This is a genomic window from Glacieibacterium arshaanense, assembly GCF_004681125.1.
In the GTDB taxonomy this organism is placed as follows: domain Bacteria; phylum Pseudomonadota; class Alphaproteobacteria; order Sphingomonadales; family Sphingomonadaceae; genus Polymorphobacter_A; species Polymorphobacter_A arshaanense.
Genome location: NZ_SIHO01000004.1, coordinates 149697 through 174384 on the forward strand (window position 1 = coordinate 149697; position 24688 = coordinate 174384).

At 63.6% G+C, this 24688-nt stretch carries 16 protein-coding genes; 12 read left to right on the top strand and 4 right to left on the bottom strand.

The window, feature by feature from the left end; genetic code table 11:
- Nucleotides 1-7 precede the first annotated feature (7 nt).
- From EUV02_RS15360 to gmd, 3 genes are read right to left on the bottom strand one after another with little or no spacing between them, the layout of a single operon-like run.
- Nucleotides 8-799, bottom strand: coding sequence for a glycosyltransferase family 2 protein (locus tag EUV02_RS15360; protein ID WP_166430655.1), 792 nt, complete (start codon nucleotides 797-799; stop codon nucleotides 8-10).
- The gene (locus tag EUV02_RS15365) at nucleotides 796-1764 is read right to left on the bottom strand and encodes a GDP-L-fucose synthase family protein (RefSeq protein ID WP_279379531.1); all 969 of its coding nucleotides are present in this window, start codon (nucleotides 1762-1764) and stop codon (nucleotides 796-798) included. The genes EUV02_RS15360 and EUV02_RS15365 overlap by 4 nt, the downstream gene beginning before the upstream one ends.
- Nucleotides 1761-2813 (bottom strand): GDP-mannose 4,6-dehydratase, encoded by a 1053-nt coding sequence (gene gmd / locus EUV02_RS15370; protein WP_135247190.1) that lies wholly within the window; start codon nucleotides 2811-2813, stop codon nucleotides 1761-1763. Before gmd ends, EUV02_RS15365 begins: the two co-directional genes overlap by 4 nt.
- 121 nt (nucleotides 2814-2934) lie before the next feature.
- Here gmd and EUV02_RS15375 point away from each other — a divergent pair, with 121 nt between their 5' ends.
- A complete protein-coding gene (locus EUV02_RS15375) occupies nucleotides 2935-3456 on the top strand; it encodes a DUF1993 domain-containing protein (RefSeq protein ID WP_135247191.1) in 522 nt (173 codons plus the stop codon).
- 94 nt (nucleotides 3457-3550) lie between these two features.
- Here the strand turns inward: EUV02_RS15375 and EUV02_RS15380 are convergent, their stop codons facing one another.
- On the bottom strand, nucleotides 3551-4789 hold the full coding sequence (locus EUV02_RS15380) for an MFS transporter (RefSeq protein WP_135247192.1): 1239 nt from the start codon (nucleotides 4787-4789) through the stop codon (nucleotides 3551-3553).
- A 99-nt stretch (nucleotides 4790-4888) separates the two neighbouring features.
- Here EUV02_RS15380 and EUV02_RS15385 point away from each other — a divergent pair, with 99 nt between their 5' ends.
- The 11 genes from EUV02_RS15385 to EUV02_RS15435 form a co-directional block, all read left to right on the top strand.
- Complete coding sequence (locus tag EUV02_RS15385; RefSeq protein ID WP_135247193.1) at nucleotides 4889-5467, top strand: DUF937 domain-containing protein; 579 nt, start codon at nucleotides 4889-4891, stop codon at nucleotides 5465-5467.
- 125 nt (nucleotides 5468-5592) lie between these two features.
- Complete coding sequence (locus EUV02_RS15390; RefSeq protein WP_135247194.1) at nucleotides 5593-6117, top strand: J domain-containing protein; 525 nt, start codon at nucleotides 5593-5595, stop codon at nucleotides 6115-6117.
- Between the two features lie 14 nt (nucleotides 6118-6131).
- A complete protein-coding gene (locus tag EUV02_RS15395; RefSeq protein ID WP_135247195.1) occupies nucleotides 6132-7121 on the top strand; it encodes a glycerophosphodiester phosphodiesterase in 990 nt (329 codons plus the stop codon).
- Entirely contained in the window at nucleotides 7118-7486 is a 369-nt protein-coding gene (locus tag EUV02_RS15400) for an ArsC family reductase (protein WP_135247196.1), read from the top strand. Before EUV02_RS15395 ends, EUV02_RS15400 begins: the two co-directional genes overlap by 4 nt.
- Before the next feature lie 91 nt (nucleotides 7487-7577).
- Nucleotides 7578-8447, top strand: coding sequence for a 3-methyl-2-oxobutanoate hydroxymethyltransferase (gene panB, locus EUV02_RS15405; protein WP_135247197.1), 870 nt, complete (start codon nucleotides 7578-7580; stop codon nucleotides 8445-8447).
- 283 nt (nucleotides 8448-8730) lie between these two features.
- Nucleotides 8731-9075, top strand: a complete 345-nt coding sequence (locus tag EUV02_RS15410; RefSeq protein ID WP_135247198.1) for a hypothetical protein — start codon at nucleotides 8731-8733, stop codon at nucleotides 9073-9075.
- 160 nt (nucleotides 9076-9235) lie between these two features.
- Nucleotides 9236-10021 (top strand): tetratricopeptide repeat protein, encoded by a 786-nt coding sequence (locus EUV02_RS15415; protein WP_166430656.1) that lies wholly within the window; start codon nucleotides 9236-9238, stop codon nucleotides 10019-10021.
- 11 nt (nucleotides 10022-10032) lie between these two features.
- Nucleotides 10033-11379, top strand: a complete 1347-nt coding sequence (locus EUV02_RS15420; RefSeq protein ID WP_243445943.1) for an outer membrane protein assembly factor BamB family protein — start codon at nucleotides 10033-10035, stop codon at nucleotides 11377-11379.
- A gap of 214 nt (nucleotides 11380-11593) precedes the next feature.
- The gene (gene der, locus EUV02_RS15425; RefSeq protein ID WP_135247219.1) at nucleotides 11594-12988 is read left to right on the top strand and encodes a ribosome biogenesis GTPase Der; all 1395 of its coding nucleotides are present in this window, start codon (nucleotides 11594-11596) and stop codon (nucleotides 12986-12988) included.
- A gap of 11 nt (nucleotides 12989-12999) precedes the next feature.
- Complete coding sequence (gene maiA, locus EUV02_RS15430) at nucleotides 13000-13650, top strand: maleylacetoacetate isomerase (protein WP_135247200.1); 651 nt, start codon at nucleotides 13000-13002, stop codon at nucleotides 13648-13650.
- A gap of 196 nt (nucleotides 13651-13846) precedes the next feature.
- Nucleotides 13847-24688 (top strand): beta strand repeat-containing protein (locus EUV02_RS15435; RefSeq protein ID WP_166430657.1); only part of this gene is annotated, 10842 nt, incomplete at its 3' end.

Consider the following 24688-nt stretch of genomic DNA (forward strand, 5'->3'; position numbering starts at 1 on the left):
CAGGGCCTTAAGCCGGCCAACGCACCGCAGCAGGCGCCGGCCATTGCACCGGCGGGATGACATATTGCAGCGCCTTGATGAGGTATTTCGACCAGATCACCGGCGGCGCGCTGGCGATGCCGTGGCGGCGCAGCGAGGCGAGCGCTTCGGTGTTGATGGTGCGGCGGCTGGCGAGGCCGCTGTTCGACACGCCGCCGTCGCGCAGAGTCACCAGCGTTGGCGTGATCGGCGCGGCGCACAGCTTGGCGTCGTGGAAGAAGCGCAGCATCCATTCGAAGTCGGCGCCGATGGCGAGTGCCGGGTCGAAGCCGCCGAGGCGATCGAAGACGCTGCGTCGCGCATAGAAGCCCGGGTGCGGCGGCATGTGCGCGAAGCGCAGCATCCATGGCGCGAAGGTCGGTGCATAGGCACGGCGGATGCGGTCGGGTTGCGCGGCATCGACGATGGCCACCGCGCCCGATACCGCGGCGGCTTCGGGGTTGGCGGCAGCAGCGGCGGCGATCAGTGACACAGCATCGCGGCGGCAGAAATAGTCGTCGGCGTTGAGGAAGCCGATGACGTCGCCGGTCGCGGCGGCGATCCCCTTGTTCATCGCGTCGTACAGGCCGTCATCCGGCGCGCTGTGGAAGATGGTGCCTGGCCGACCATGCGCAGCGACCAGCGCAGCGGTATCGTCCGTCGAGGCGCCGTCGATGACCAGATGTTCGACATGCGGGTAGGCCTGCGCCGCGACCGACCGCAGCGTATCGGCGATCGTCGCGGCGGCATTGTACGCCACCGTGATGACGCTGATTTTCAAGCGCGAGCTGCCCCGGAACGCGCTGCCACATCGCGCTGGAGGTGGGCATAGGCGTCGGCCAGGCCTTCGCGCAGACCGATGCGCGGGCTCCAGCCCATGGCCGCGAGCTTCGACCCGTCCATCAGCTTGCGCGGCGTGCCGTCGGGGCGGCTGGTATCGAACGTCAGCCCGCCCTTGAAGCCGACGACATCGGCGACGGTTGCCGCGAGTTCGGCAATCGTCACGTCGCTGCCCGAGCCGACATTGATGTGTTGCGCTGCCGAATAGTTCTTCAGCACGAACACCAGCGCATCCGCCAGGTCGTCGACATGCATGAACTCGCGGCGCGGCGTGCCGGTGCCCCACACCATCAGGTTGGCGTCCCCGGCGTCGCGCGCGGCCACCGCCTTGCGCAGCAACGCTGGGATGACATGGCTGCTTTCAAGGTCGTAATTGTCGCCGGGTCCGTACAAATTGGTCGGCATCGCCGAGATGAAATCGAGGCCGTATTGTTCGCGATAGGCCTCGGCCAACTTGATGCCGGCGATTTTGGCGACCGCATACCATTGGTTGGTCGGTTCCAAAGCGCCGGTAAGCAGCGCCTCCTCGACAATCGGCTGGTCGGCGAACTTCGGGTAGATGCATGAGCTGCCGAGGAACAGCAGCTTGCTGACCTTGGCCGCAGCCGACGCCGCCATGATATTGGCTTCGATCATCAGATTGTCGTGGAGGAAATCGACCGGTCGAGCGGCATTTGCAGCAATACCGCCAACGCGCGCCGCCGCCAGCATCACGACATCGGGACGGACTGCAGCGACCCAGTCCTCGACCTGCGACTGCCGTGTCAGGTCGACCTTGTCACGCGGTGCGACCAGAATTTCGCCAACGTTCTCGGTCACCAGCCGGCGCACGACGGCGCTGCCGACCATGCCGCGATGGCCGGCGACCCAGATGCGCTTGCCCGCCAGATCGAACGGCAAGGTCACGCCCGGCCCGTGCGCTTGGCTTCGGCGAGGTCGCTTGCCACCATTTCCTTGACCAGCTGTTCCATCGACGTCGTCGCTTCCCAGCCGAGCTGCTGCTTGGCTTTCGACGGGTCACCGAGCAGCAAATCGACTTCGGTCGGCCGGAAATAGCGCGGGTCGATGGCGACGAGCACTTGGCCGGTCTTGGCATCGACGCCGGTTTCATCGACGCCTTCGCCCTTCCACACCAGCTGGCGGCCGACCTCGGCAAACGCCAGTTCGACAAAGTGGCGGACGCTGGTCGTGCGGCCGGTTGCCAGCACCCAGTCCTGCGCGGTGTCGTGTTGAACGATGCGCCACATGCCCTCGACATAGTCGCGCGCATGGCCCCAGTCGCGCTTGGCGTCCATGTTGCCCAGATGCAGCTTGGTCTGCAGCCCGAGCTCGATCGCCGCGACCGCGCGGGTGATCTTGCGCGTCACGAAGGTCTCGCCGCGCACCGGGCTTTCATGGTTGAACAGGATGCCGTTCGACGCGTGGATGTCATAGGCTTCGCGGTAGTTCACCGTGATCCAATAGGCGTACATTTTCGCCGCCGCATAGGGCGAGCGCGGATAGAATGGCGTCGTTTCGCGCTGCGGCGTTTCCTGTACCAGCCCGTAGAGTTCCGACGTCGAGGCCTGGTAGAAGCGCGTCAACTTCTCGCGGCCGAGGATGCGGATGGCCTCCAGCAGTCGCAACGTGCCGATGCCATCGGCGTTGGCAGTATACTCCGGCGTTTCGAAGCTGACCTGGACATGGCTCTGCGCAGCGAGGTTGTAGATCTCGTCAGGCTGGGTTTCCTGCACCAGCCGGATCAGGTTGGTCGAATCGGTCAGGTCGCCGTGGTGCAGATAGAAATTCGTCGGCCCTTCGTGCGGGTCGCGATACAAATGATCGATGCGCGCGGTATTGAACGACGACGAGCGGCGCTTGACGCCGTGGACGGTGTAACCCTTCGAAAGCAGCAGTTCGGACAGATACATGCCGTCCTGTCCGGTAACGCCGGTGATAAGTGCGGTCTTGGTCATTGGTTTCCTGCACGGGGCTGCAAAGTGGCGCGCTTTAGCAAGGTTGCGCGGGGTTTGTCGATTGCCGAGCGGCACGCCAAGGCGCTAGGTTGTTTTCAAATCAATCCAAGGGGACAAAGTCATGACCTTCTCGCTCTACACTGCAACCATTCCGTCGTATCAACAAATTGTCAGCGCCGTCGATGCGCTGGTCGACAAGGCGGTCGCCTGGTGCGCCGAAACGGGCACCAGCGAGAGCGACCTGATCATGGCGCGGCTGATCGATGACATGCTGCCGTTCGGCTATCAGGTCAAATCGGTCGCCGAACATTCGGTCGGTGCCATCGAAGGCGTGCGCGCCGGCAATTATTCGCCCGACACCGGCCCGTTCCCGATGGATTTCGCCGGGCTCAAGGCCAAGCTGGCAAATGCACAGGCATTCCTGGCGGCGCTCGACCCGGCTGAAGTCAACGGGTTCATCGGCCGCGACATGCAGTTCTCGTTTGGTGCTTCGGTTATGCCGTTCACCGCCGAAAACTTCCTGCTGTCGTTCGCGCAGCCCAATTTCTATTTCCACGCCGCGACCGCCTACGACATCCTGCGGTCGAAGGGCGTCAAGATCGGCAAGCGCGACTTCATGGGCCGCCCGCGGCTGAAGATGTAAGAAAGGGCCTCCGGCGGGCAGGCGTGACGCCTGCACCCATTTGTGGTGTGCTCTTTAATCGGGTGCGGGCCTCAGGCCTGCCCGCCGGAGGCCCTTAGCTTCTGATTCCCCGTAACATCGGAATCAGCAGTAGACCGCTCAACGCCGCCCCGACCAGCGCTACCGGAATCTCGACGCCGCGGGCAATCGCGGCGCCGATCACCAGCACGCCGCCGACCTGGAACGCCGAGTTGATGATGTTGTTCGCGGCGATGGCGCTGGCGCGATGGTCGGGCGCGGTGCCGGTTTGCAGGACCCCGTACAGCGGCACCGAGAAGATACCGCCGGCCACCGCAATGACGAACAGGTCGGCGAGGATGCGCCACGCGGCCGGCGTCCGCAGGAAGTCGGCGACACCACCGGCGGGACCCGGCAAGCCGTGCACGGCGAACCAGAAATCGACCGCACCGACCGCCATGCCGACCGCCGCCCAGGGCGTCAGCCGCGCCGATATGCGCCCGGCGAGCAAGCGGCCGACCGCGACCGAACCCACCGCAATGCCGATCGAAAACGCCGCAAGGAACAACGTCGCCACGGTTTCGGTGCCACCGAGGATGTTGCGCACCAACGGCACGAACTGTCCTGTCCAGATCGCGCCGAGTGCCCAGAACCACGAAATCGCGATGGTCGCGGTACGCAGCGTCGGCGTGCTGAAGTTGGCGACGACGGCGCGCAGCGAGCTACGCCACAAGTTCCAGTCGATGCGTGCGCCGGGGTATTCGGGCGGGGCAGGTGGAATGAATTGCGCTGTCAGTGCGCCGAGCAGCGCCACCCCGATCGCGACTGGCCCGGCGGTCAGCCCGAGAAGTCCGCCGGCGATCTGGCCGAGCAGGATGGCAACGAAGGTGCCGCCTTCGACCAGACCCGTGCCATCGAGCAATTCATCTTCGGCGAGGTGCTGCGGCAGGATGGCGTATTTGACCGGGCCGAAGATCGTCGAATGCACGCCCATCAGCGCCAGCACGAAAAACAGCAGCGGCAACGAGCCGAGCCACAGTCCGACCGCGCCGAGCCCCATGAAGGCGATTTCCGCCAGCTTGACGAAGCGCGCCACGGTTGCCTTGTCGCGCTTATCGGCGATATCGCCCGCCAGTCCTGAAAACAGCACGAACGGCAGCACGAACAGCCCGGTCGCGGCAGTGACCAGCGTCGCGCTCGCCACTTCGTCGCCTGCCATGATGTGGAAGACGATCAGGAACAGCATCGCGGTCTTGAACAGATTGTCGTTGAACGCGCCGAGAAACTGGGTGGCAAACAGCGGGCCGAAGCGGCGTGAGAGGAGCAGATGTCGCATGCGGCGCCGACACTAGCGGGCGGCCGCGCGGCGCGATAGGTTCGATGTTTCTGTCATAAATCAGCGCTACGCTGCGCGCCGGACCTGAAGGAGAAGACGATGTCCCAGCAAATCCTCGACATGATTGCCCGCATGGGGGGCGCCGATTCGGTGGCGGCGATGGCGTCGCGCGTCGGCCTGTCGCCCGAACAGGGGCAGGCGGCACTTGCGGCGCTCGTGCCAGCGCTTGCCGGCGGCATGGCCAAGCAGGTGCAGGCCGGCAACGGTAGCATTGTCGATTCGGTCGCAGGGCTGGCGGCGGCGTTCACCGGCTCTGCCGCGAGCGATCAGGCGATTGGCCATGGCACCGAGATTCTGGGGCAGGTGTTCGGCTCGCAGGACGTGACGGCGGCGGTGGCGCAGAACGCCGCGGCGAAGACCGGCATCGACTCTGCCGCGCTCGCCGCGCTGCTGCCGATGGTGGCGACGCTGGCCGCGAGCGCGCTCGGCAATGGTAGCGGTACGGTTGCGGCACCGGCGCAGTCGGGGCTGGGCGGGCTGCTCGGTGGTTTGCTCGGCGGCACGAGCGGCGGTGCCGGCGGCGCGGCGGGCATGCTGATGGGCATGATCGACACCAACAAGGACGGCAACCCGCTCGACGAAATCATGGGGATGGCGTCGAAGATGATGCGCAGCTGACGCTGCGCGGGCAAGATGATGCGCAGTTGAGCGCAACGGCGGGCGCAGCGCTGGCATTTCCGGCGCTGCGCCTGTAAGTTCACCAGCCCCGTCGCGACCTTCGCGCCGGCAACACCGGAATCCTGATGGCGCGTGCATCGAGCAAGAATGACTGGGGCTTCCCGCGCTGGCGCGACTACGGTCAGGGCAGCGCCGCCGTACAGCAGCGTCAATGCGACCGCCACGGCTGCACCGAAGTCGGTGACCGCCCGGCGCCCAAGGCACCCAACCGCCCCGAACGCTGGTATTTCTGCGAGGCGCACGCCGCCGAATACAACCGCAACTGGAACTATTTCGAAGGCCTGACTGCCGAGGAAGCCAAGGAACGCGAAGCCGGTGAGTCGGCCGAAACGACGTTCAGCAAGGCGCAGCACTGGGCCTGGGGCGGCGCCGGTGACGGCAGCCGCAGCCGCGCCGAACTCGATGCGCTCGCCGCGCTCGAGCTCGATTCGGATGCCGACGTCGTGATGGTCAAAGCCGCCTACCGGCGTTTGGCGAAGGCCTATCACCCCGATGTCGCGCCCGGCGACGAAGCCGCGCAAAAGTTTCGCGCGGTGCAGGCGGCGTACGAAGTGTTGAACCGCGCCGAGGAAGCGCGCGCGGCACGGTGAACTTCGGGAGGTTGATGATGGTTGCTGCGCTGTGGACGACGCTCGCAGGAGCCGCGCCCATCGTCATCGCGCATCGTGGCGCCAGCGGCCAGCGCCCCGAACATACACTGGCGTCCTACGCACTGGCCATTGAGGAAGGCGCCGACTTCATCGAACCCGATCTGGTGTCGACCAAGGACCACATCCTCGTCGCGCGCCATGAAAACGAGATTTCGGGCACCACCAATGTCGCCGACCACCCTGAATTTGCCACGCGCCGCACCACCAAGACCATCGACGGCCACAGCGTCACCGGCTGGTTCACTGAAGACTTCACCCTCGCCGAATTGAAGACGCTGCGCGCCCGCGAACGGCTGCCCAAGCTGCGCCCCGGCAACACCGCATATGACGGCCAGTTCGAAATCCCGACCTTCGCCGAAATCATCGCACTGGCGCAGGCCGCGCCGCGCAAGGTCGGCCTCTATCCCGAAACCAAGCACCCAGGCTATTTCGCCGCGATCGGCCTGCCGCTCGAACCGCCGCTGCTCGCAACACTCACCAAGGCGGGCTACGGCAAGCGCAGCGACCCCATCTTCATCCAGTCGTTCGAAGCCGGCAACCTCAAGGCACTGCGCAAGATCACCGACATCGCGCTTATCCAGCTGATCGAATCGGGGATGTCGCCCGACGGCGTATCGTATGACGTGATGCTGACGCCTGCCGGCCTGCGCGAGGTCGCGACCTACGCCGATGGCATCGGCCCCAATAAGGACCGCGTGGTGCCGCGCGACGCGGCGGGCAAGCTCGAAACGCCAACCACGCTGATCGCCGACGCGCACGCCGCCGGACTCAAAGTCCACCCCTGGACCTTCCGCAGCGAAAACTACTTCCTGCCTGCGGACTTCCGCAGCGCCGGCGGCCCTGCCGCGCCCGGTGATGCGGCAGCCGAATACAAACTCTTCTACAGCCTCGGAGTCGACGGCGTTTTCGCCGACTATCCAGCAACAGCATTGGCCGCACGATGAGCCTCGACCTCTACGGCATCCGCAACTGCGACACGATGAAGAAGGCGCGGACCTGGCTCGATGCCAACGCCGTCGCCTACAACTTCCACGACTATAAGGTCGAAGGCGCCGACGCTGCGCTGCTCGCGGCATGGTGCAAGGCACTCGGCTGGGAGGTTGTGCTCAACCGCGCCGGCACCACCTTCCGCGCGCTCCCCGAAGCCGACCGCACCGACCTCGACGCCGCACGCGCCACCACGCTGATGCTGGCCCAGCCGTCGATGATCAAGCGCCCGATCCTGTCCGGCACCACCCCCAGCGGCGCCCCCGTGCTGCTCGCCGGCTTCAAGCCCGACATCTATGCTGCCTTGCTGTTGAACGGTTGAACCGCCTCCGCAACGCACTATCGCTGGCCCAACCCCCCCGAACTCCGCTAAAGCACCCGACCTGCCTTACCCTCGCTCCCCAGAGGTAACCATGTCGACAACCTTCACGCTCGATACCGCGACCAGTCGCGCGCACCCCGTCCCCGAACCCATTCGCCGGTTGACCGTACCCGCGATCGCGGCGCGCAAGGGCGGCGATCCCATCGTCATGCTCACCGCCTATACCGCACGCATGGCGCAGATCTTCGACCGCCACTGCGACATGCTGCTCGTCGGCGACAGCCTGGGGCAGGTTATCTACGGCCTCGATACCACCGTCCACGTGACGCTGGAGATGATGTGCGCGCACGGTGCCGCCGTTGTCCGTGGCTCGTACCACGCCGTCGTCGTCGTCGATCTGCCGTTCGGCAGCTACGAAGCCAGCCCGCAACAAGCCTTTGAAACTGCCGCCCGCGTCATGAAGGAAACCGGTGCCGCCGCCGTCAAACTCGAAGGCGGCGCGGTCATGGCCGAAACCATCACCTTCCTGTCGCAACGCGGCATCCCCGTCGTCGCGCACATCGGCCTCACCCCGCAGGCGGTCAACGCACTCGGCGGCTACGGCGCCCGCGGCCGCTCCGAAGCCGAATATGAAAAGATCCTCGGCGACGCCCGCGCCGTCGATGCCGCCGGCGCCTTCGCCATGGTCGTCGAAGGCGTCGTCGAGCCGCTCGGCCGCGCCATCACCGCCGCCGTCAAATGCCCGACCATCGGCATCGGCGCCTCGCCCGCCTGCGACGGCCAGGTCCTCGTCGCCGAAGACATGCTCGGCCTCTTCGAACGCACCCCGCGCTTCGTCCGCCGCTTCGATGACCTCGCCGCGCGTATCAACGACGCCGCCGCGCAATACGCCGCCGCGGTGCGCGACCGCTCGTTCCCCGATGCCGACCAGCTTTATGCGATCAAGCCGGCGGTAAAGTAGGGCGGAACGGCAAGGGGTTTAAGGGCCTCCGGCGGGCAGGCCTGAGGCCTGCACCCGATTATTGGGGTGCTGCACTTCCTGCTCCCCTCCCTGCAAGGAAGGGGCGAGGGGCGGCTTTAGCTGCCGGTCAGCAAACGATCCCGTTCCGGACGTCTTCGAGTTGAGCTAAGGTTTCAGCATGAAGATGACAAATTGGCTCGTGGCATGTCTGCCCTTTTTGACGGCGGCCACTGCGCACACCACGCCAACTGACGCGCGGGAGTAGCAATGGAAAACCATCGCCGTGGATGGCCAATATTCCTCCAAGGCAATATTTCTATCTTGGGACGGCAAAGAGACCGTGTTTACGGTTCGTTGCGACCGCCATTCCAAAGAGATCGTCATCAAATACTCTATTCCGAAAAACGTGTCTTTCGACCCCGCTCGTCCACTAGCAATCGGAGAAGTTGATTTTCGGACAACGAAAACAGGCCAAAACCTAGAAGGGCGCTCCCAATTGACATCGCCATTGAAAAGCCAGTTGAGCGCTCGCGCTGAACTGGAGATTCAAGCGCCAAATGAAATGGGCGAGCCTTGGTATGTGGGCATTGGCGAACCACTGCGAAGAGTTGCGCTAGCTTGCCACTGAACGGCAGCAAAACACCCCCCTTTCAGTCACGCCCAAACAATCGGGTGCAGGCCTCAGGCCTGCCCGCCGGAGGCTCTTCGCAACCTCTAACTCCGCATAGCCTTTGCACCGCCCCGCCTCCCCCGCTATGGGGAACACGAACGTCGCATTGGAGAGTGTTTTGGCGAAGACGGAAGAGCCCGACGACAGTTTCATCCGCGAAGTCGACGAGGAATACCGCCGCGACCAGCTGAAGAGCTTGTGGCAGCGTTATGGCAAGGCGCTGATTGCGGCGTTGGTCATTGGTCTGGCGGCGTTGGCGGGCGTGCTGTATTGGCGCGAGAGCCAGACGAAGGGCGCGGGCGCGACGGGCGAGGCGTTTGTCCAGGCGCTGTCGAAGATCGAGACCGGCGATGTCGATGCGGCTAATCCGGAGCTCAAGAAGCTCGCGGCGTCGGACAGCGACGGCTACAAGGCGCTGGCGCTGCTGATGCAGGCGGGCAATGCCGTGCAGGGTGGCGACACCGCTGGCGGCATCAAGATTTACAATGCGGTAGCAAGCAACGCTGCGCTGGCGCAGCCGTTCCGCGATCTGGCGCTGATCAAGGCGACGCGGCTCGAATTCGATGATTTGACGCCTGACGTCATCATCGCGCGGATGAAGCCGCTGAGCACGCCGGGCAATCCGTGGTTCGGCGTTGCGGGTGAAATGACCGGCATCGCGTATCTCAAGGCCGGCAAGCCGGCACTTGCCGAGCCGCTGTTCACCGCGATTGCCAATGACACCAGCCTTGAAGGCTCGCTGCGCGGCCGTGCGGCGCAGATGGCGAGCGCGCTGGCGGGTGCGGCGGGTCGCACACCGCAACTGGCGGGCGCCAAGTTCGCCGGCGAGGCGGCACCGGCAGACGCGGCGGCAACCGACAAGTCACCTGCCGTTCAGGCAGCACCAGCCAACAAGGCGCAATGATGAAGCCCCAGATGAACCAACGCCGTGCAATGTGGGCGGTGCTGCTGCTTTCGGCCTTGGCGGCACCCGTGCTGACGGCGCCTGCCGCTGCCGGCCTGTTCAGCAAGAACAACAAGAAGACGCCGACATCGGGCGTGCGTGAACCGGTGCTCAATTACGAAGCCAAGCCGGTGGCCGAGCCCGAACTCGCCGATCTGGCGATCGTGCTGCCGGCGCCGACGCTCAACACCAACTGGGCGCAGCCCGGCGGCAACGAGTCCAAGTCGATGGGGCATCTGATGCTCCCCGATACATTGACCAAGGCGTGGTCGGCATCGATTGGCTCGGGCAGTGACCCGACGCGCCGCCTCAACGCCGCACCGATGGTCTATGAGGGTCGGGTCTTCACCATTGATACCAAGGGCAATGTCCGAGTTTTCGATGCCAAGACAGGAAGGGTCACCTGGAATCAGCGCATCATCGACAAGGGCGAAAGCGACCAGGCGGCGTTCGGCGGCGGCGTCAGCGCCGGCGACGGGCGCATTTATGCGACCACCGGCTACGGGATTGTCGCAGCGTTCAATTTCGACGGCGGCAAGGAATTGTGGCGCGTCAACCTCAATACGCCGTTGCGCGGTGCGCCGACGGTGGCGGGCACCCGGCTGTTCGCGCTGAGCGCCGACAACCAGATTTTCGCGATCAATACCGCGACCGGCGAGACGATGTGGAACGTTGCGGGTACCACCGAAGCCGCCGGCATGGTCGGTGCGGCGGCGCCGGCAATTGCGCTCGACACCGCCGTCGTCGGCTTTTCGAGCGGTGAGCTGAACGCGCTGCGCGTTGAAAACGGCCGCACCGTCTGGTCGGACGCACTGGCGCGTACCGGTCGCACGACAGCGATCAGCGCACTGACCGATATCGACGCGTCGCCGGTCATCGACCGCGGCCGTGTTTTTGCCATCGGCCATGGCGGCCGCATGGCGGCGATCGAACTGGCGACCGGCCAGCGCGTCTGGGAACGCAATTTCGCCGGTGTTTCGACGCCGTGGGTCGCTGGTGATTTCATCTATGTCGTGACGCTCGACGCGCAGCTGATCTGCCTGACGCGCGGCGAGGGTAAGGTCCGCTGGGTGACGCAGCTGCCGCACTATAAGGACGAGAAAAAGAAGACCGGCGCCTATAGCTGGTCGGGACCGGTGCTGGCGTCTGACCGCCTGCTGGTGACGGGGTCGAACAAGACGATGGTCACCGTGTCGCCTTACACCGGCAAGCTGCTTTCATCGGTAAAACTGTCGGCACCGGCGTTCTTGCCGCCGATTGTTGCCGATAATCAGGTATTCGTGCTCACCGACGACGGCAAGCTCACGGCGTACCGTTAAGGCGCAAAACGTGCGGAAAGTGGTTTGATGTCGAACGACTTTGCACGCGGGAAATTCGCATAACATATTGATATGAAAACGTATTCTCGGTTTTGTGGATTCACGCCGAATTTGCTTTACTTCGTACACCCGTAAAGACTGACCAGATCCCTACAGGCGCCCCCCTGTAATCGGTCGGCGACTTTGCAGCAAAAGTCGCTATGAAGGCGCCATGATCCCGCACCTCCCCACCGTTGTTATCATCGGCCGCCCCAATGTCGGCAAGTCGACGCTGTTCAACCGCCTTGTCGGCCGTAAGCTGGCGTTGGTCGATGACACGCCGGGCGTCACCCGCGACCGCCGCGAAGGCGATGCGACGTTGTACGATCTCAAATTCCGCATTGTCGACACCGCCGGGCTGGAAGAAGCCGATGCCGCCAGCCTCGCCGGCCGGATGCGCGCACAGACCGCTGCGGCGCTCGACGACGCCGATGTCGCGATGCTGATGTTCGACGCCCGCGCCGGCATCACGCCGCTCGATCGCCACTTCGCCCAATGGCTGCGCCAGCACGATAAGCCGCTGATTCTGCTCGCCAACAAGGCCGAAGGCCGCGCCGGCGAAACCGGTGTTGCCGAAAGCTATGAACTCGGCTTCGGCGCGCCGGTGCAGATCTCCGCCGAACACGGCGAAGGCATGGCCGATCTGTTCGAAGCGCTGTTCCCGCTGCTCGATCCGCTGATCGCCAAGGCCGCCGACGAGATGCCCGAAATCGACGAGGACGACGAGGAAGCCGCCGCCGAGCGCCTGCTCAACGAGCCACTCAAGCTGGCGATTGTCGGGCGCCCGAACGCCGGCAAGTCGACGCTGATCAATCGCATGCTCGGCCAGGATCGGCTGATCACCGGCCCCGAAGCCGGTATCACCCGCGATTCGATTGCCATCGACTGGGAGTATCCGCGCGACGGCGTGCTGCGGCCGGTGCGGCTGATCGACACCGCCGGGCTGCGTCGCCGGTCGAAGGTCACCGACAAGCTCGAGACGCTGTCCGCCGCCGACACCAAATATTCGGTCGATTTCGCCGAGGTCGTCGTGCTGCTGCTCGATGCGACGCTGGGGCTGGAGGCGCAGGATCTGCGCATCGCCGACATGGTGCTGAAGGAAGGCCGCGCGCTGATCATCGCGCTCAACAAATGGGATGCCGCGCACGATCAGTCATCGCTGTTCCAGGGCGTCCGCAAGGCGCTCGATGAAGGGCTGGCGCAGATCAAGGGCGTGCCGCTGATCGCCATCTCTGGACTGACCGGCAAGAACATCGACATCCTGATGAAGGCGGCGTTCGAGGCCCGCGATGCCTGGTCGCGCCGCGTCTCGACCAGCCAGCTCAACCGCTGGTTCGAAGCCGCGCTCGAACGCAACCCGCCGCCGGCGCCCAACGGCCGCCGCATCAAGCTGCGCTACGTCACCCAGGCCGCAACGCGACCCCCGACGTTCGTGGTGTTCGGCAACCGCCTCGACGAGCTACCCGAAAGCTATCGCCGCTACCTCATCGGCGGCATGCGCGACACGCTCGGCTTCGACGGCGTGCCGATCCGGCTGACGCTGCGCGGCGGCAAGAACCCGTTCGCCTGAGGAGCCCTGCCATGTCCGCCGACGCCAACCGCATCCTTTATGGCTATTGGCGTTCGTCGGCGGCGTACCGCGTCCGGCTGGCACTGGCATTCAAGGGCCTCCCCTACAAAAGCAAGGCCATCGACCTGCGCAGCGGCGCGCAGAGCGGCGTCGGCTTTACGATGCTCAACCCGCAGGGGCTGGTGCCCTACCTCATCGATGGTGATGTCGGCCTCAACCAGAGCCTGGCGATCATCGAATATCTCGACGAAACCTATCCTGATCCGCCACTGCTGCCCGGTGACGCGGTGGCGCGCGCCCGCATCCGCGCCGCGGCGCTGACGATCGCCTGCGATATCCACCCGCTCAACAATCTGCGCGTGCTTAATTACCTGAAGGGACCGCTCGAAGTGGCACCCGAGTCGGTCGACCTTTGGGCAGAACACTGGATCACCACCGGCTTCGCCGCGCTTGAGGAAACCGCCGCCGCCAGCACCGGCCTCTACCTGTTCGGCGACTCGGTGACACTCGCCGACCTGTGCCTCATCCCGCAGATGTACAATGCTCGCCGGATTCGTGCCGATTTGACCGCATTCCCGTCATTGGTCGCAATCGATAAAAAATTGAATGCCTTGCCGGTGCTTCGCAAGGCACGCCCTGAAGCCCAGCCTGACGCCGTTTGATGCACTGCAGCATAGGCGTAAATCGGCATGAATCGCGCCGATAGCAGCTCAATTCCGGACGAAAACGGTCGTTCTTAAATCGCGTAAGATTCAGCGATTCCAGCAGAAATGGACCAAAATTCGGGTTGCGATTTGCCAGCGCTTGGTCCAATCTGAATAGGTGTTAATGGGCTACACGTGTCTGAGGGGCTTTAAAATGATTGCATCACGTTCGAACGTCGCACCGGTCGTTCTCGCGAATCGCCGCGAAAACAACGGGTTCCGGCGTCACGGCGGCTCGCTGACTGCAATGCTGCTCGGCAGCGCGGTGCTCCTCTCCCCGATGGCGGCGCACGCCCAGGCGCTAAACCTCGGTGGTTCCAACCAAACAGTGAGCAGTCGAACCGGTGCCGGCAATGTCACCAACACGGGTGGTGGCAGCCCTGCCACTTTGACGTTCGACGTAACCTCGGGCGGCCCATTCACGATGACCGGCGGCATCCTCGAAACGGACATCGCCAATCAGATTTCAGTCATCAAGAACGGCGCGGACCGTCAAAACCTCAATGGCGCCAGCACCTACACTGGCGGCACCATCGTTAATGACGGCATCCTCGGCTTTGGCACCAATACCTCATTCGGTACCGGCACCATCACCCTCAATGGTGGCCAGATTGCTGCCACCGGCATCACGCTTACGCTAGCCAATAACATCAATGTGATTGCCGACAGCCGTATCCTGTCGAACAATACGATTCTTTCTGGCACGATCAGCGGTAGCGCCCGCATTCTGAAATTCACCTCGTCGATCATGAACATTACCGGGGTCAACACTGGCTTCACCGGCGGTTTCCTTGTTGGCAGCGGGTCGGGCGGCGGCACGATCAATGTTGGCGAAGCGACGCTCGGCGCGGGTGCTATTGATACGCTCGGCGGCTCGCTTGCAACGTTCGAGACAACGTCGGCTGCGCGTATCAGCCTGTTCACTGGCACCCATTCGGCGGTGCTATCGAATAATTTCGTCCTCGGCGGCGGCACCTTCTCAGTTCAGCCGCTCGGAGCGAATGACATCATCACGCTCAACGGCACGATTTCGGGCAGCCAGAGCCTCTGGCTAAACGCCAGCCTTGGTGAGCTCGTATTGAACGGAAATAACAGCGGCTTCACCGGCGCAACAATTTCGGACGGTGGCACGTTGACTGCTGGCAACAACAACGCCTTCGGTACCGGCGCGACCGCCATTGTTCGCATCAACCATGATACGACCCTCAAGGCGGGCGCTGCTAATCTTGTCATCGCCAACCGTTTCAATGTCGGTGCCACCGGCAATGACATTCTGACCGTTGACACCAACGGTAACGACATGACGCTTAGCGGCCCGATCAACAATGGCTCCGCCGCCAACAAGGGTTCGCTGGTCAAGGTGGGCGCGGGTAAGCTCACGCTCACGTCGACAACCAGCACTTATTCGATTGGCACCTCGATCAATGGCGGCACGCTGTCGGTCAGCTCATCACCGAATCTCGGCATTACCGCGCCGCTCGATTTCGACGGCGGAACGCTGCAGATTACGGGTACCAGCTTCACCTCGACCAGCCGCCCTATCACGCTTAATGCCGGCGGCGGTGGCTTCGACATTGACAGCGCGGCCAACACACTGAACCTCAGCAATGTCATCGTCGGTACCGGCGGTCTGACCAAGCTGGGTGCGGGCACGCTGACGCTCAACGCCGCGAATACCTTCACTGGCAACAGCGCTGTTAACGCTGGCACGCTTAACCTTGCGAATTCGCAAGGCTTCGGCACTGGCGGCACCGTGACACTCGCTGGCGGTGAGCTCAAGGCGGGCAATCCCGGCCTCGATCTGACGCGTGACGTGATTCTGTCGGGTGGCGGTATCGATACTAATGGCGAAGACTTTACCCTCTCCGGCATGGTTTCGGGCGCCTCGAATCTCACCATGCACGGCTTCGGTACGCTGATTCTGACGAACAGCGGCAATACCTACAGCGGCGATACCGTGGTTAACGATGGCGCGGTTCAGGCCAATGCCAGTGACGTCTTCGGTACCGGCGCGATTTTGCTCAGCGATGGCACCAAGCTGATTGCCGGCGCGACGCTATCGTTCAACAACGATGTCTCTATCGCCCCGACGTCGATCATCGATACCGGCACCAACGACCTGACGCTGAACGGCGCGGTGCACGATAATGGTCTCGTTGCCGGCGCGATCAACAAGGACGGCAGCGGCACGCTCATCCTGACGCAGGCCAGCGACTTCACCGGTGGCACCAACATCAACGCCGGCGCGATCAACATCGACGACAATGACGCACTCGGCACCGGCGCGGTCGTCATGGCCGGTGGCACTCACCTCGGCGGCGTCAATGGCCTTACGATTTACACGCTGCCCAATGACATCACGATCAATGGTCTGTCGACGATTGGCGACAACGTCTTTGTATTCGAGGTTGCGGGCAACATCGATGGCCCCGGCAAGCTGGTCAAGGGCAACGGGCAGATCCTCACGCTCTTTGGCAACAACAGCTACACTGGCGGCACTGAGGTTGGCACCGGTGAACTCTACGTCGGGCAGAACAATTCGCTCGGCGGTGTTGCCGGCGGAGACCTGACGCTCGGTGACGGCACCGCGCTCCATGGCTATAATCCGGGCGTCGTTCTGCCCAATGCCATCTTTATCTCGGGCACTTCGGCCGATGCCCTTACCGATAACTTGACGCTGGCTGGCAACATCACCGGCGGTATCCTCAACGTCATCAACGCTGGCGGCTATTTGCAGCTGACCGGCACCAACACGCACGCCAGCACGTCGATCGGCGCCGGCGCGCTCCTGATCGCCGGTGCCGACGCCAACCTCGGCGTCGGTGCGCTCGAATTCGCTGGCCCCGGCGCAACGCTGCAGTTCGCCAACGCCACGACCTTCACCCGCGACATGACGATGACTGCCAATGGCAACATCGACACCAACGGCTTCAGCGGCGGCATTTCGGGCGCCATCACCGGCGCTGGTCTGGTCAACAAGGTCGGAACCGGCACGCTGACACTGTCGAACGTCAGCAATAGCTTCCTCGCGCTCGCGATCAGCGGCGGCGAAGTCGATGTCACCAGCGAAGCCGCCACCGGCGGCGGCACCATCATCATGCACAGCGGCACGCTCGGCCTGCAGGGCGTCTCGTCGCTGAGCAATGACATCCAGGTTTCGGGCTTCGGCCCGACCAACACCATCGATGGCGGCGGCGCTGCCAGCGTCGCGCTCAATGGCGTGATTTCGGACATCGCTCCGGCCACCTTCCCGCGCAACCTCGTCCTGACCAACGCAACCGAATTCGATATCGCCGGTGCCAACACCTACACCGGCACCCTGACGATTTCGGGCACCGAGCTCGTCGTAGGTGATGCCAACTCGATCGGTGCAAACTCGGCAACGCTGGTTCTTGACGGCGGCACGCTGAGCAGCAGTGCTTCGGTGACGCTGGCGCAGAACATCGGCATCGTGCCGGCGACGTACAACTATGTCGGTGGCGCGAATGACATCGTGCTCAACGGCGACATTGACGATCCGGTCGGCAACGCCGCGCTTGAAGTCTATGGTTCGGGCATTGTTACGCTGGCCAGCACGAGTGGCTTCAGCCGAGTTGGCACGCTCTTTGTTTCGGGAACCGCAAATCTTACAGGCGACCTGACGACAATTGATACTGTCGTACTGGGCGGCGGCACCATCGCTGGTACCGGCACCATCACAAACATCTTGGGTAGCAACGACGTCCTCAACGGCGGCATCATCAACCCCGGCGACGCTACCGTCGCCAACAGCATTGGCACGCTGACGGTCGGCAACCTCAACCTGAGCAGCGGCGCGCTGCTCAACTGGGATTTCGCCGCGCCCGGCACCAACGATCAGGTCGCCATCAATGGCACGCTGATCCTCGACGGCACGCTCAACATCAACAACCTCAGCGGCTTCGGTCTCGGCACGTACACGCTGTTCACCTACACCCCGGGCCTCGGCAACCTGACCGACAATGGCCTGATTGTGACGCCGATCGGCAGCCTGCCGGGCGTGTTCTTCGGCGTTGACGTTTCGGTCGCCGGTATCGTCAAGCTTCAAGTCACCGGCAACATCACCCAGTATTGGGATGGCCCGCACCTCGATTCGACCAGTGTCGAAGGCGGCAGCGGCACCTGGAATGCCGTTTTGACCAACTGGACCGATGCCAGCGGCACCACCAATGGCGTGTGGAATGGCATCGACGCGGTATTCACTGCGGCGCAGGGCACGGTTACCGTTTCGGGCACACAGAACTTTACCAGCCTGTATTTCAAGCTCACCGACGGCTACATCCTTACCGGCGGCACGCTCAATGGCGCGGCTTCATCGCTGATCAAGGCTGACTCGGGTATCACCACGACGATCGATTCGGTGATCAGCGGCATCGGTACCGCACTCGACATCGACTATGCCGGTTCGACGCTCAACCTCGGCGGCAACAACAGCTTCACCGGCGACGTCCACCTCAACGGCGGCACGCTCGGCATCGGCAACGATAATGCACTCGGCGTCGGTGGTGCTCTGACCATGGCGACCGGCACGACGCTGGTGGCGAACGCCGCCGGCCTGACCATTAGCAATGACATCGACCTTGGCGGTGCGGCAACGATCGATGCCGGCGGCTATTCGACGTCCTACACTGGCGTGATTTCGGGTTCGGGCCCGCTGACGCTCGACGATACCGGCGGCTCGGGCGATATCACGCTCGCCGTCGGCAACACCTATACCGGCGGGACGGCGCTTCAGAACGGCGTCACCGTGATCATCGGCGGCAACACCGCCCTTGGCGCCGCCGCGGGTGCGCTTGCCATCGATTCGAGCACGCTGCAGACGACCGCAACCTTCACGTCGGGCCGTGCCATCACGCTGACCAGCTTCGCCAATTTCGCCCCCGACGTCTCGACGACGCTGACGCTTACGGGCCTCATCGGCGGCACCGGCAACCTCAACCAGACCGGCGCCGGCACGCTTGTGCTCGGCAACGCCGGCAACAGCTTCACCGGCGATGTCCACATCAGCGGCGGCGGCGTGCTGTCGATCGCGAGTGATGCCAATCTCGGCAACGCTGCCAACAAGGTATACGTCACCAGCGGTACGCTGGCCTATTCGGGTTCGACCAGCAGCGCGCGTGATGTTGATCTCGGTGCCGGCAGCACCATCGATACTGCCGGTAACACCATCAGCCTGACCGGTCTCATCACCGGCGGCGGCTTGACCAAGGCCGGCTCGGGCAGGCTGACGCTCAACGGCGACATGTCGGGTTACGTCGGCACCACGACGATCAACGACGGAACTTTGGCAATCGGCGCCGGCAACGGCGCAACGATCGGCGACGCGCTGGTCTTCGCAGGGGCCGGCAATGGTACGCTCGATCTGACCGCAGCCGGATTCTCGCTGTCGAGCGCGCCGATTACCATGACTGCTGCAGGCCAGATCGTGATTGGGGCCCAGCACATCGGCCTGATCGGCGATATCACCGGCACCGGCAAGCTGACCTATGACGGTACCAACCCCACTTCGGGCGTCCCGGGTTCGGGCGGTCGTCTCGAATTGAACGGCGACAACAGCGGCTTCTCGGGCGGCATCGTCATCAAGCATGGCGAATTGTATCTGGGCAACAGCAACGCCAGCGGCACGGGTTCGATCGAAACCCAGGGTTCGATCATCACCTATGCCAACGGCATTACTGTCATCTCGCCGCTGGTGGTCAACAGTGCGACGACCCAGCTCAACGTTGCGGGCACCGATTTGGCAACGCAGTCTGGCAACATCAGCGAACTGGGTGGCTCGCGCCCGCTGGACAAGATTGGCACTGGCCAGCTCGACCTGACCGGCAGCAGCACGCTTTCGGGTATCTTCTCGGTTCGCGCCGGAACGATCGGTGTCGGCAACGACGCCGCGTTCGGCGATGCATCGGGCACCAATTTCCTCGACATCAAGAACGGCGCAGCCATTGTTGCGATCAACGGTCCGCGCGCGATCGGCCAGACCATTCGCGTGAGCAGCAACGCGACGATCGATGCCGGTGGCCAGCAGTTCACGCTGAACGGCACCATTGGTGACAACCCCGGTCCGAATGCCCAGCCGCTCAAGCTGACCGATTCGGGCGTCGGCGGGCGTCTGATTCTGGCCAGCGGCAGCAGCTACACCGGTGGCACCAAGATCACCAACGCCATTGTCCAGATTGGCGCCGACAGCGCGCTGGGTGCATTCAGCGCCGTCGCCATGGACAATTCGACGTTGGAAACCAGCGGCACAATCTCGACTTTGCGCCAGTTCACGCTGACCAACGCCAACATCTTTGACACGATGGGCAACAACCTCTTCCTCGCGGGCGCGGTCGACGGCACCGGCAGCCTGCGCAAAGAAGGCGCCGGCCTGCTCGCCCTCAGTGCCACCAACAGCTATGCCGGCGGCACCTTCATCGGTGACGGCAGCGTGCGGGTTGGCGCCGATGCCAACCTCGGCGCGTCGGGCACCAGCGTGACCTTCGACAACACCGGCAACGGCCAGCTCATCACCACTGCCGGTTTCGTCACCACACGCAACATCATTCTGACGGCAAATGGTGCCATCGACAACACCGGCACGCTGCAGCTTGACGGTGTGGTTTCGGGCAGCGGCGACCTGTCGAAGAATGGCACGGGTGAACTGTACCTCAACAACATCAACACCAACTCGGGTGCGGTCCACATCATTCAGGGCGCTGTCCGCCTTGGCACAAACGCGGCGTTCGGTGATGCCGGCGCCACCAACATCGTCACGATGGAAAACAACACCACGCTGATCGCCGGCGCCGCGCCGGTCGTCGGTGGTTTCCCGCGACTTGTCGGCAATGACATGGTGCTGAACGGTGCCGTGACGGTCGATCTGCTCGGCACTTCGCTGTCGATGAACCCGATCCTCAGCACCTTCTCGTCTAACGGTGCGGCTTTGGGGCTGTTCGGCGACATTTCGGGCACCGGCTCGCTGACCAACGTCAACTCGGGCGCCCTGATTCTGCTTGGCAATAACAGCTACAGCGGCGGCACAACGTTCTCGAACGGTATCCTTGGTGCGGGCACCAGTTCGGCGTTCGGTACCGGTACCGTTTCGCTCGGCTTCAACAGCTGGCTGATCGGCCAACCCGGCGCCCCGCTGACGCTCGCTAACGACATTGATCTCACCAGCACGCTGATTTCGATCGGTGGCGGCACTCTGGGCGTTGGCCCTGACTTGACGCTGTCGGGCGCGATCTCGGGTGCCAACGGCTTCGATAAGGTCGGCACAGAGGTGCTGACGCTGACCGGTACCAACACCTATAGCGGCACCACCAACGTTGGCGCGGGCACGCTGCTCGTCAACGGTGCCAACAACGGCGCCGGTGCGGTCACCGTCGCCAATGGCGCGACGCTCGGCGGTTCGGGCAGCATCACGGGTGCAGTTTCGATCGCCAACGGCGGTACGCTGGCCCCGGGCAACAGCCCTGGCACGCTGACGGTCGGCTCGCTGTCGTTGCTCGGCAGCTCGGTTCTCAATTGGGAACTGGGCGATCCGAACATCAGCGGTGGCGCCAACAACGATCTGGTGATCGTCACCAACAATCTGACGCTTGATGGCCTGCTGACCGTGACCGATCCGGGCACCGGCGCGGGCTTCGGACTCGGGGTCTATCAATTGATGACCTATGGCGGTGTGCTGACCAACAACGGCTTGACCGTCGCCGCGCTGCCGCCGACATTCAACGGCTTCGTCCAGACCTCGATCAGCGGTCAGGTCAACCTCGTTATCACCGCCCCCGGCGTGATGGTGCAGGATTGGCAGGGCGCTGATCTCGTCGGCAATGGCACCAATGATGGCGGTACCGGCACGTGGAACGCCGCGAACACCAATTGGAGCGCGTCACCTTGGGGCCTCAACACCAACTGGCAGAGCGGCGTTGCCGTCTTCGGTGGTGCGACGGGCACAGTCACTGTGGTCGGCACGCAGAATTTCCAGGGCCTGCAGTTCGGCACAGCTGGCTACACGCTCACTGGCGGCACGCTTAACAATACGGTCAGCGGCGGCTTTATCTCCGATAACGTTGCGGGCACGCAGATCGACAGCGACATCACCGGTGCCGCGCTTGCCAAGCAGGGCACCAGCGTCACCGGCCTTGGTGGTAACAACAGCTTTGCCAGCCTCGACATTCAGGCAGGCGGTGTGCTGATCTCCACCAACACCGCACTGGGTGCCGGCACCGTCACGATGGCGACGGGCACCAGCATTGAAGCGGCGTCCGGCGTTACCGCTGCCAACAACATCGTATTGAACGGCAGCACGGTTTTCGATGACCACAGCAACACGCTGACCTTGAACGGTGTCATCAGCGGCGCAGGTTCGACCGACCTCAACAAGAACGGTACCGGCACGCTGGTCCTCAACGGCGCCAATACCTATGCGGGCGTGACCAACCTCAACGCCGGCACGCTCAACGTTGGCAGTGCCACGGCGCTCAGCTCCGGCGCGCTCAACATGGCCACGGGTACGACGTTGCAGGCAGGTGGCACGTTGACCATCGCCAACGCCGTCGACCTGACGGGCAGCACGACGGTTGACACCAACGGCAACGACCTGACGCTGAGCGGTATCATCGGCGGTGCGAGTGCGACCGATCTCAACAAGATCGGTGTCGGCATTCTGACGCTGACCGGCGCCAACACTTTTGCGGGCGTGACCAACCTGAATGTCGGCACCATCAACGTCGGCAATGCAGCGGCCCTCAGTGGCGGCGCGCTCAACATGGCGACAGGTACGACGTTGCAGGCGGGTGGCACTTTCACCGTCGCCAATGCAGTTGACCTCACCGGCAGCACGACGATTGACACCAACGGCAACGACTTGACGCTGTCGGGCGCACTCGGCGGGACTGGCGGCTTCGACAAGGCTGGCGCAGGCACGCTGACGCTGACGGGTACGAACAGCTATGCTGGCGCGACCAACGTCACGACGGGCACATTGCTCGTCAACGGCACCAACAACGGCACCGGGCTGACTTCGGTCACGACCGGCGCTGCTCTTGGTGGTAGCGGTACGCTGGTTGGTGCGGTTGACGTTGGCGCTGGCGCCACGCTGTTCGCCGGTCAGCTGACCGGTGCGACGGTCGGCGTGCTGACGGTCGGCGACCTGACACTGAACGCCACCTCGAATCTCAACTTCGAATTCGGCGCGCCGAACGTTTCGGGTCTGCCCGACAATGATCTCATCATCGTCAACGGCAACATCACCCTCGACGGTCTGCTCAACGTTACCGATCCGGGCACTGGTCCGGGCTTCGGCCTCGGCGTCTATCAGCTGTTCACTTACACCGGCGGCATCACCGACAATGGCCTGACGGTCAGTTCACTGCCCGGTGGCTTCACCGGTGTGGTGCAGGCGACGCTGATCCCCGGGCAGGTCAACCTCCTCGTCGCCAACCCTGGCACGATGATCCAGCATTGGCAGGGCACCGACACGGTCGGTAACGGCACCGATGATGGCGGCAACGGCACCTGGAACGCCGGGAACTCGAACTGGAGCTCGTCGCCTTACGGCCTCAACACCAACTGGCAGAGCGGCATTGCGGTGTTTGCGGGCGCGACCGGTACGGTCACCGTCAGCGGCACACAGAACTTCCAGGGTCTTGAATTCACGACCAACAACTATGTCCTCAACAGTGGCACACTCAACGCCACGACCGCCGGCTTCATTGCCGTCGGCGTGACCGATGCGACGATCAACAGCGACATTACCGGCGCGGCGCTTGCTAAGCAGTTGACGGGCAACCTCAACCTCGGCGGCAACAACAGCTTCGCCAGCCTCGACATCCAGGACGGCATGGTGACGGCGTTCACCAATACCGCGCTCGGCGCTGGGCCGGTGACGATGGCGAGCGGCACGACGCTGCGCGCTGGTGCCACCGTTGCGCTTGCCAATGACGTCGCCTTCAACGGTGCGTCGACGGTCGACACCCAGACCTTCGGGTTGACGCTCAACGGCGTCCTCACCGGCAGCGGTGCGGTCACCAAGAACGGCAGCGGCACACTGTTCCTGACCAATAACAGCAACAGCTATTCGGGCGGCACTACGGTCACCGGCGGCACCGTAAACGTCACCGTCAACAACGCCCTCGGCACCGGCAACGTGGCCCTGAACGCGGGTACCACGCTGCAGGCCGGCGCAACTGTCGTTTTGGCGAATGATGTCGCGCTGGTCGGCAACTCGACGCTCGACACGCAAGCGAACAACATGACGCTGAACGGCATCGTGTCCGGTGGTGGTCAGATGACCAAGATCGGCAGCGGTATGCTGACGCTCAATAATGCGAACACCTACTCGGGCGGCACGCTGCTTAACGTTGGCACGATCAATGTTGGCAACGACTCCGCACTCGGCACGGCTTCGCTGACAATGGCCGGGGCAACGACGCTCCAGGCCGGAACGACGGTGGCGCTGGCGAACAACGTCATCCTGAACGGTTCTAGCACAATCGATACGCAAGCCTTCGGCATGACGCTGGGTGGCGTTGTGAGCGGCACCGGCCCGATGAACAAGATCGGCACCGGCACGCTGACACTCAACAACAGCAACACCTACACTGGTCCAACCAACCTCAACTTCGGCACAATCAACGTTGGTACCAACACGGCGCTCGGCACCGGCCAACTCAACATGGCCGGTGGTACGATCCTGCAGGCTGGCGTCAGCGGGCTCGTTATGACCAACACCATTGCAACGTTGGCTGGCGGCCGGATTGATCAGGGTTCAGGTACGTTCCAGCTCAATGGCGTGATCAGTGGTGTCGGTTCGATTTCGACAATTGGCACTGGCAATCTGATCTTGGGCGGCAACAACACCTTCTCGGGTGGCCTTGGCATCAACGTCTCGGGCAGCACGGTGACGCTGCTCACCAATACCGCGGCTGGCGCTGCCGGCATCGCGCTGAACGACGGCGCGACCCTTGCTGCAGGTGTCTCGGGTCTGGTGGTTGCG

What these genes read in the sequence shown, in the direction of transcription:
- EUV02_RS15375 (WP_135247191.1), top strand. Translation starts at nt 2,935, where the DNA reads ATGACCTTCTCGCTCTACACTGCAACCATTCCGTCGTATCAACAAATT.
- gmd (WP_135247190.1), bottom strand. Translation starts at nt 2,813, where the DNA reads ATGACCAAGACCGCACTTATCACCGGCGTTACCGGACAGGACGGCATG.
- EUV02_RS15390 (WP_135247194.1), top strand. Translation starts at nt 5,593, where the DNA reads ATGGCGCGTGCATCGAGCAAGAATGACTGGGGCTTCCCGCGCTGGCGC.
- EUV02_RS15395 (WP_135247195.1), top strand. Translation starts at nt 6,132, where the DNA reads ATGATGGTTGCTGCGCTGTGGACGACGCTCGCAGGAGCCGCGCCCATC.
- EUV02_RS15380 (WP_135247192.1), bottom strand. Translation starts at nt 4,789, where the DNA reads ATGCGACATCTGCTCCTCTCACGCCGCTTCGGCCCGCTGTTTGCCACC.
- maiA (WP_135247200.1), top strand. Translation starts at nt 13,000, where the DNA reads ATGTCCGCCGACGCCAACCGCATCCTTTATGGCTATTGGCGTTCGTCG.
- EUV02_RS15385 (WP_135247193.1), top strand. Translation starts at nt 4,889, where the DNA reads ATGTCCCAGCAAATCCTCGACATGATTGCCCGCATGGGGGGCGCCGAT.
- EUV02_RS15420 (WP_243445943.1), top strand. Translation starts at nt 10,033, where the DNA reads ATGAACCAACGCCGTGCAATGTGGGCGGTGCTGCTGCTTTCGGCCTTG.
- panB (WP_135247197.1), top strand. Translation starts at nt 7,578, where the DNA reads ATGTCGACAACCTTCACGCTCGATACCGCGACCAGTCGCGCGCACCCC.
- EUV02_RS15400 (WP_135247196.1), top strand. Translation starts at nt 7,118, where the DNA reads ATGAGCCTCGACCTCTACGGCATCCGCAACTGCGACACGATGAAGAAG.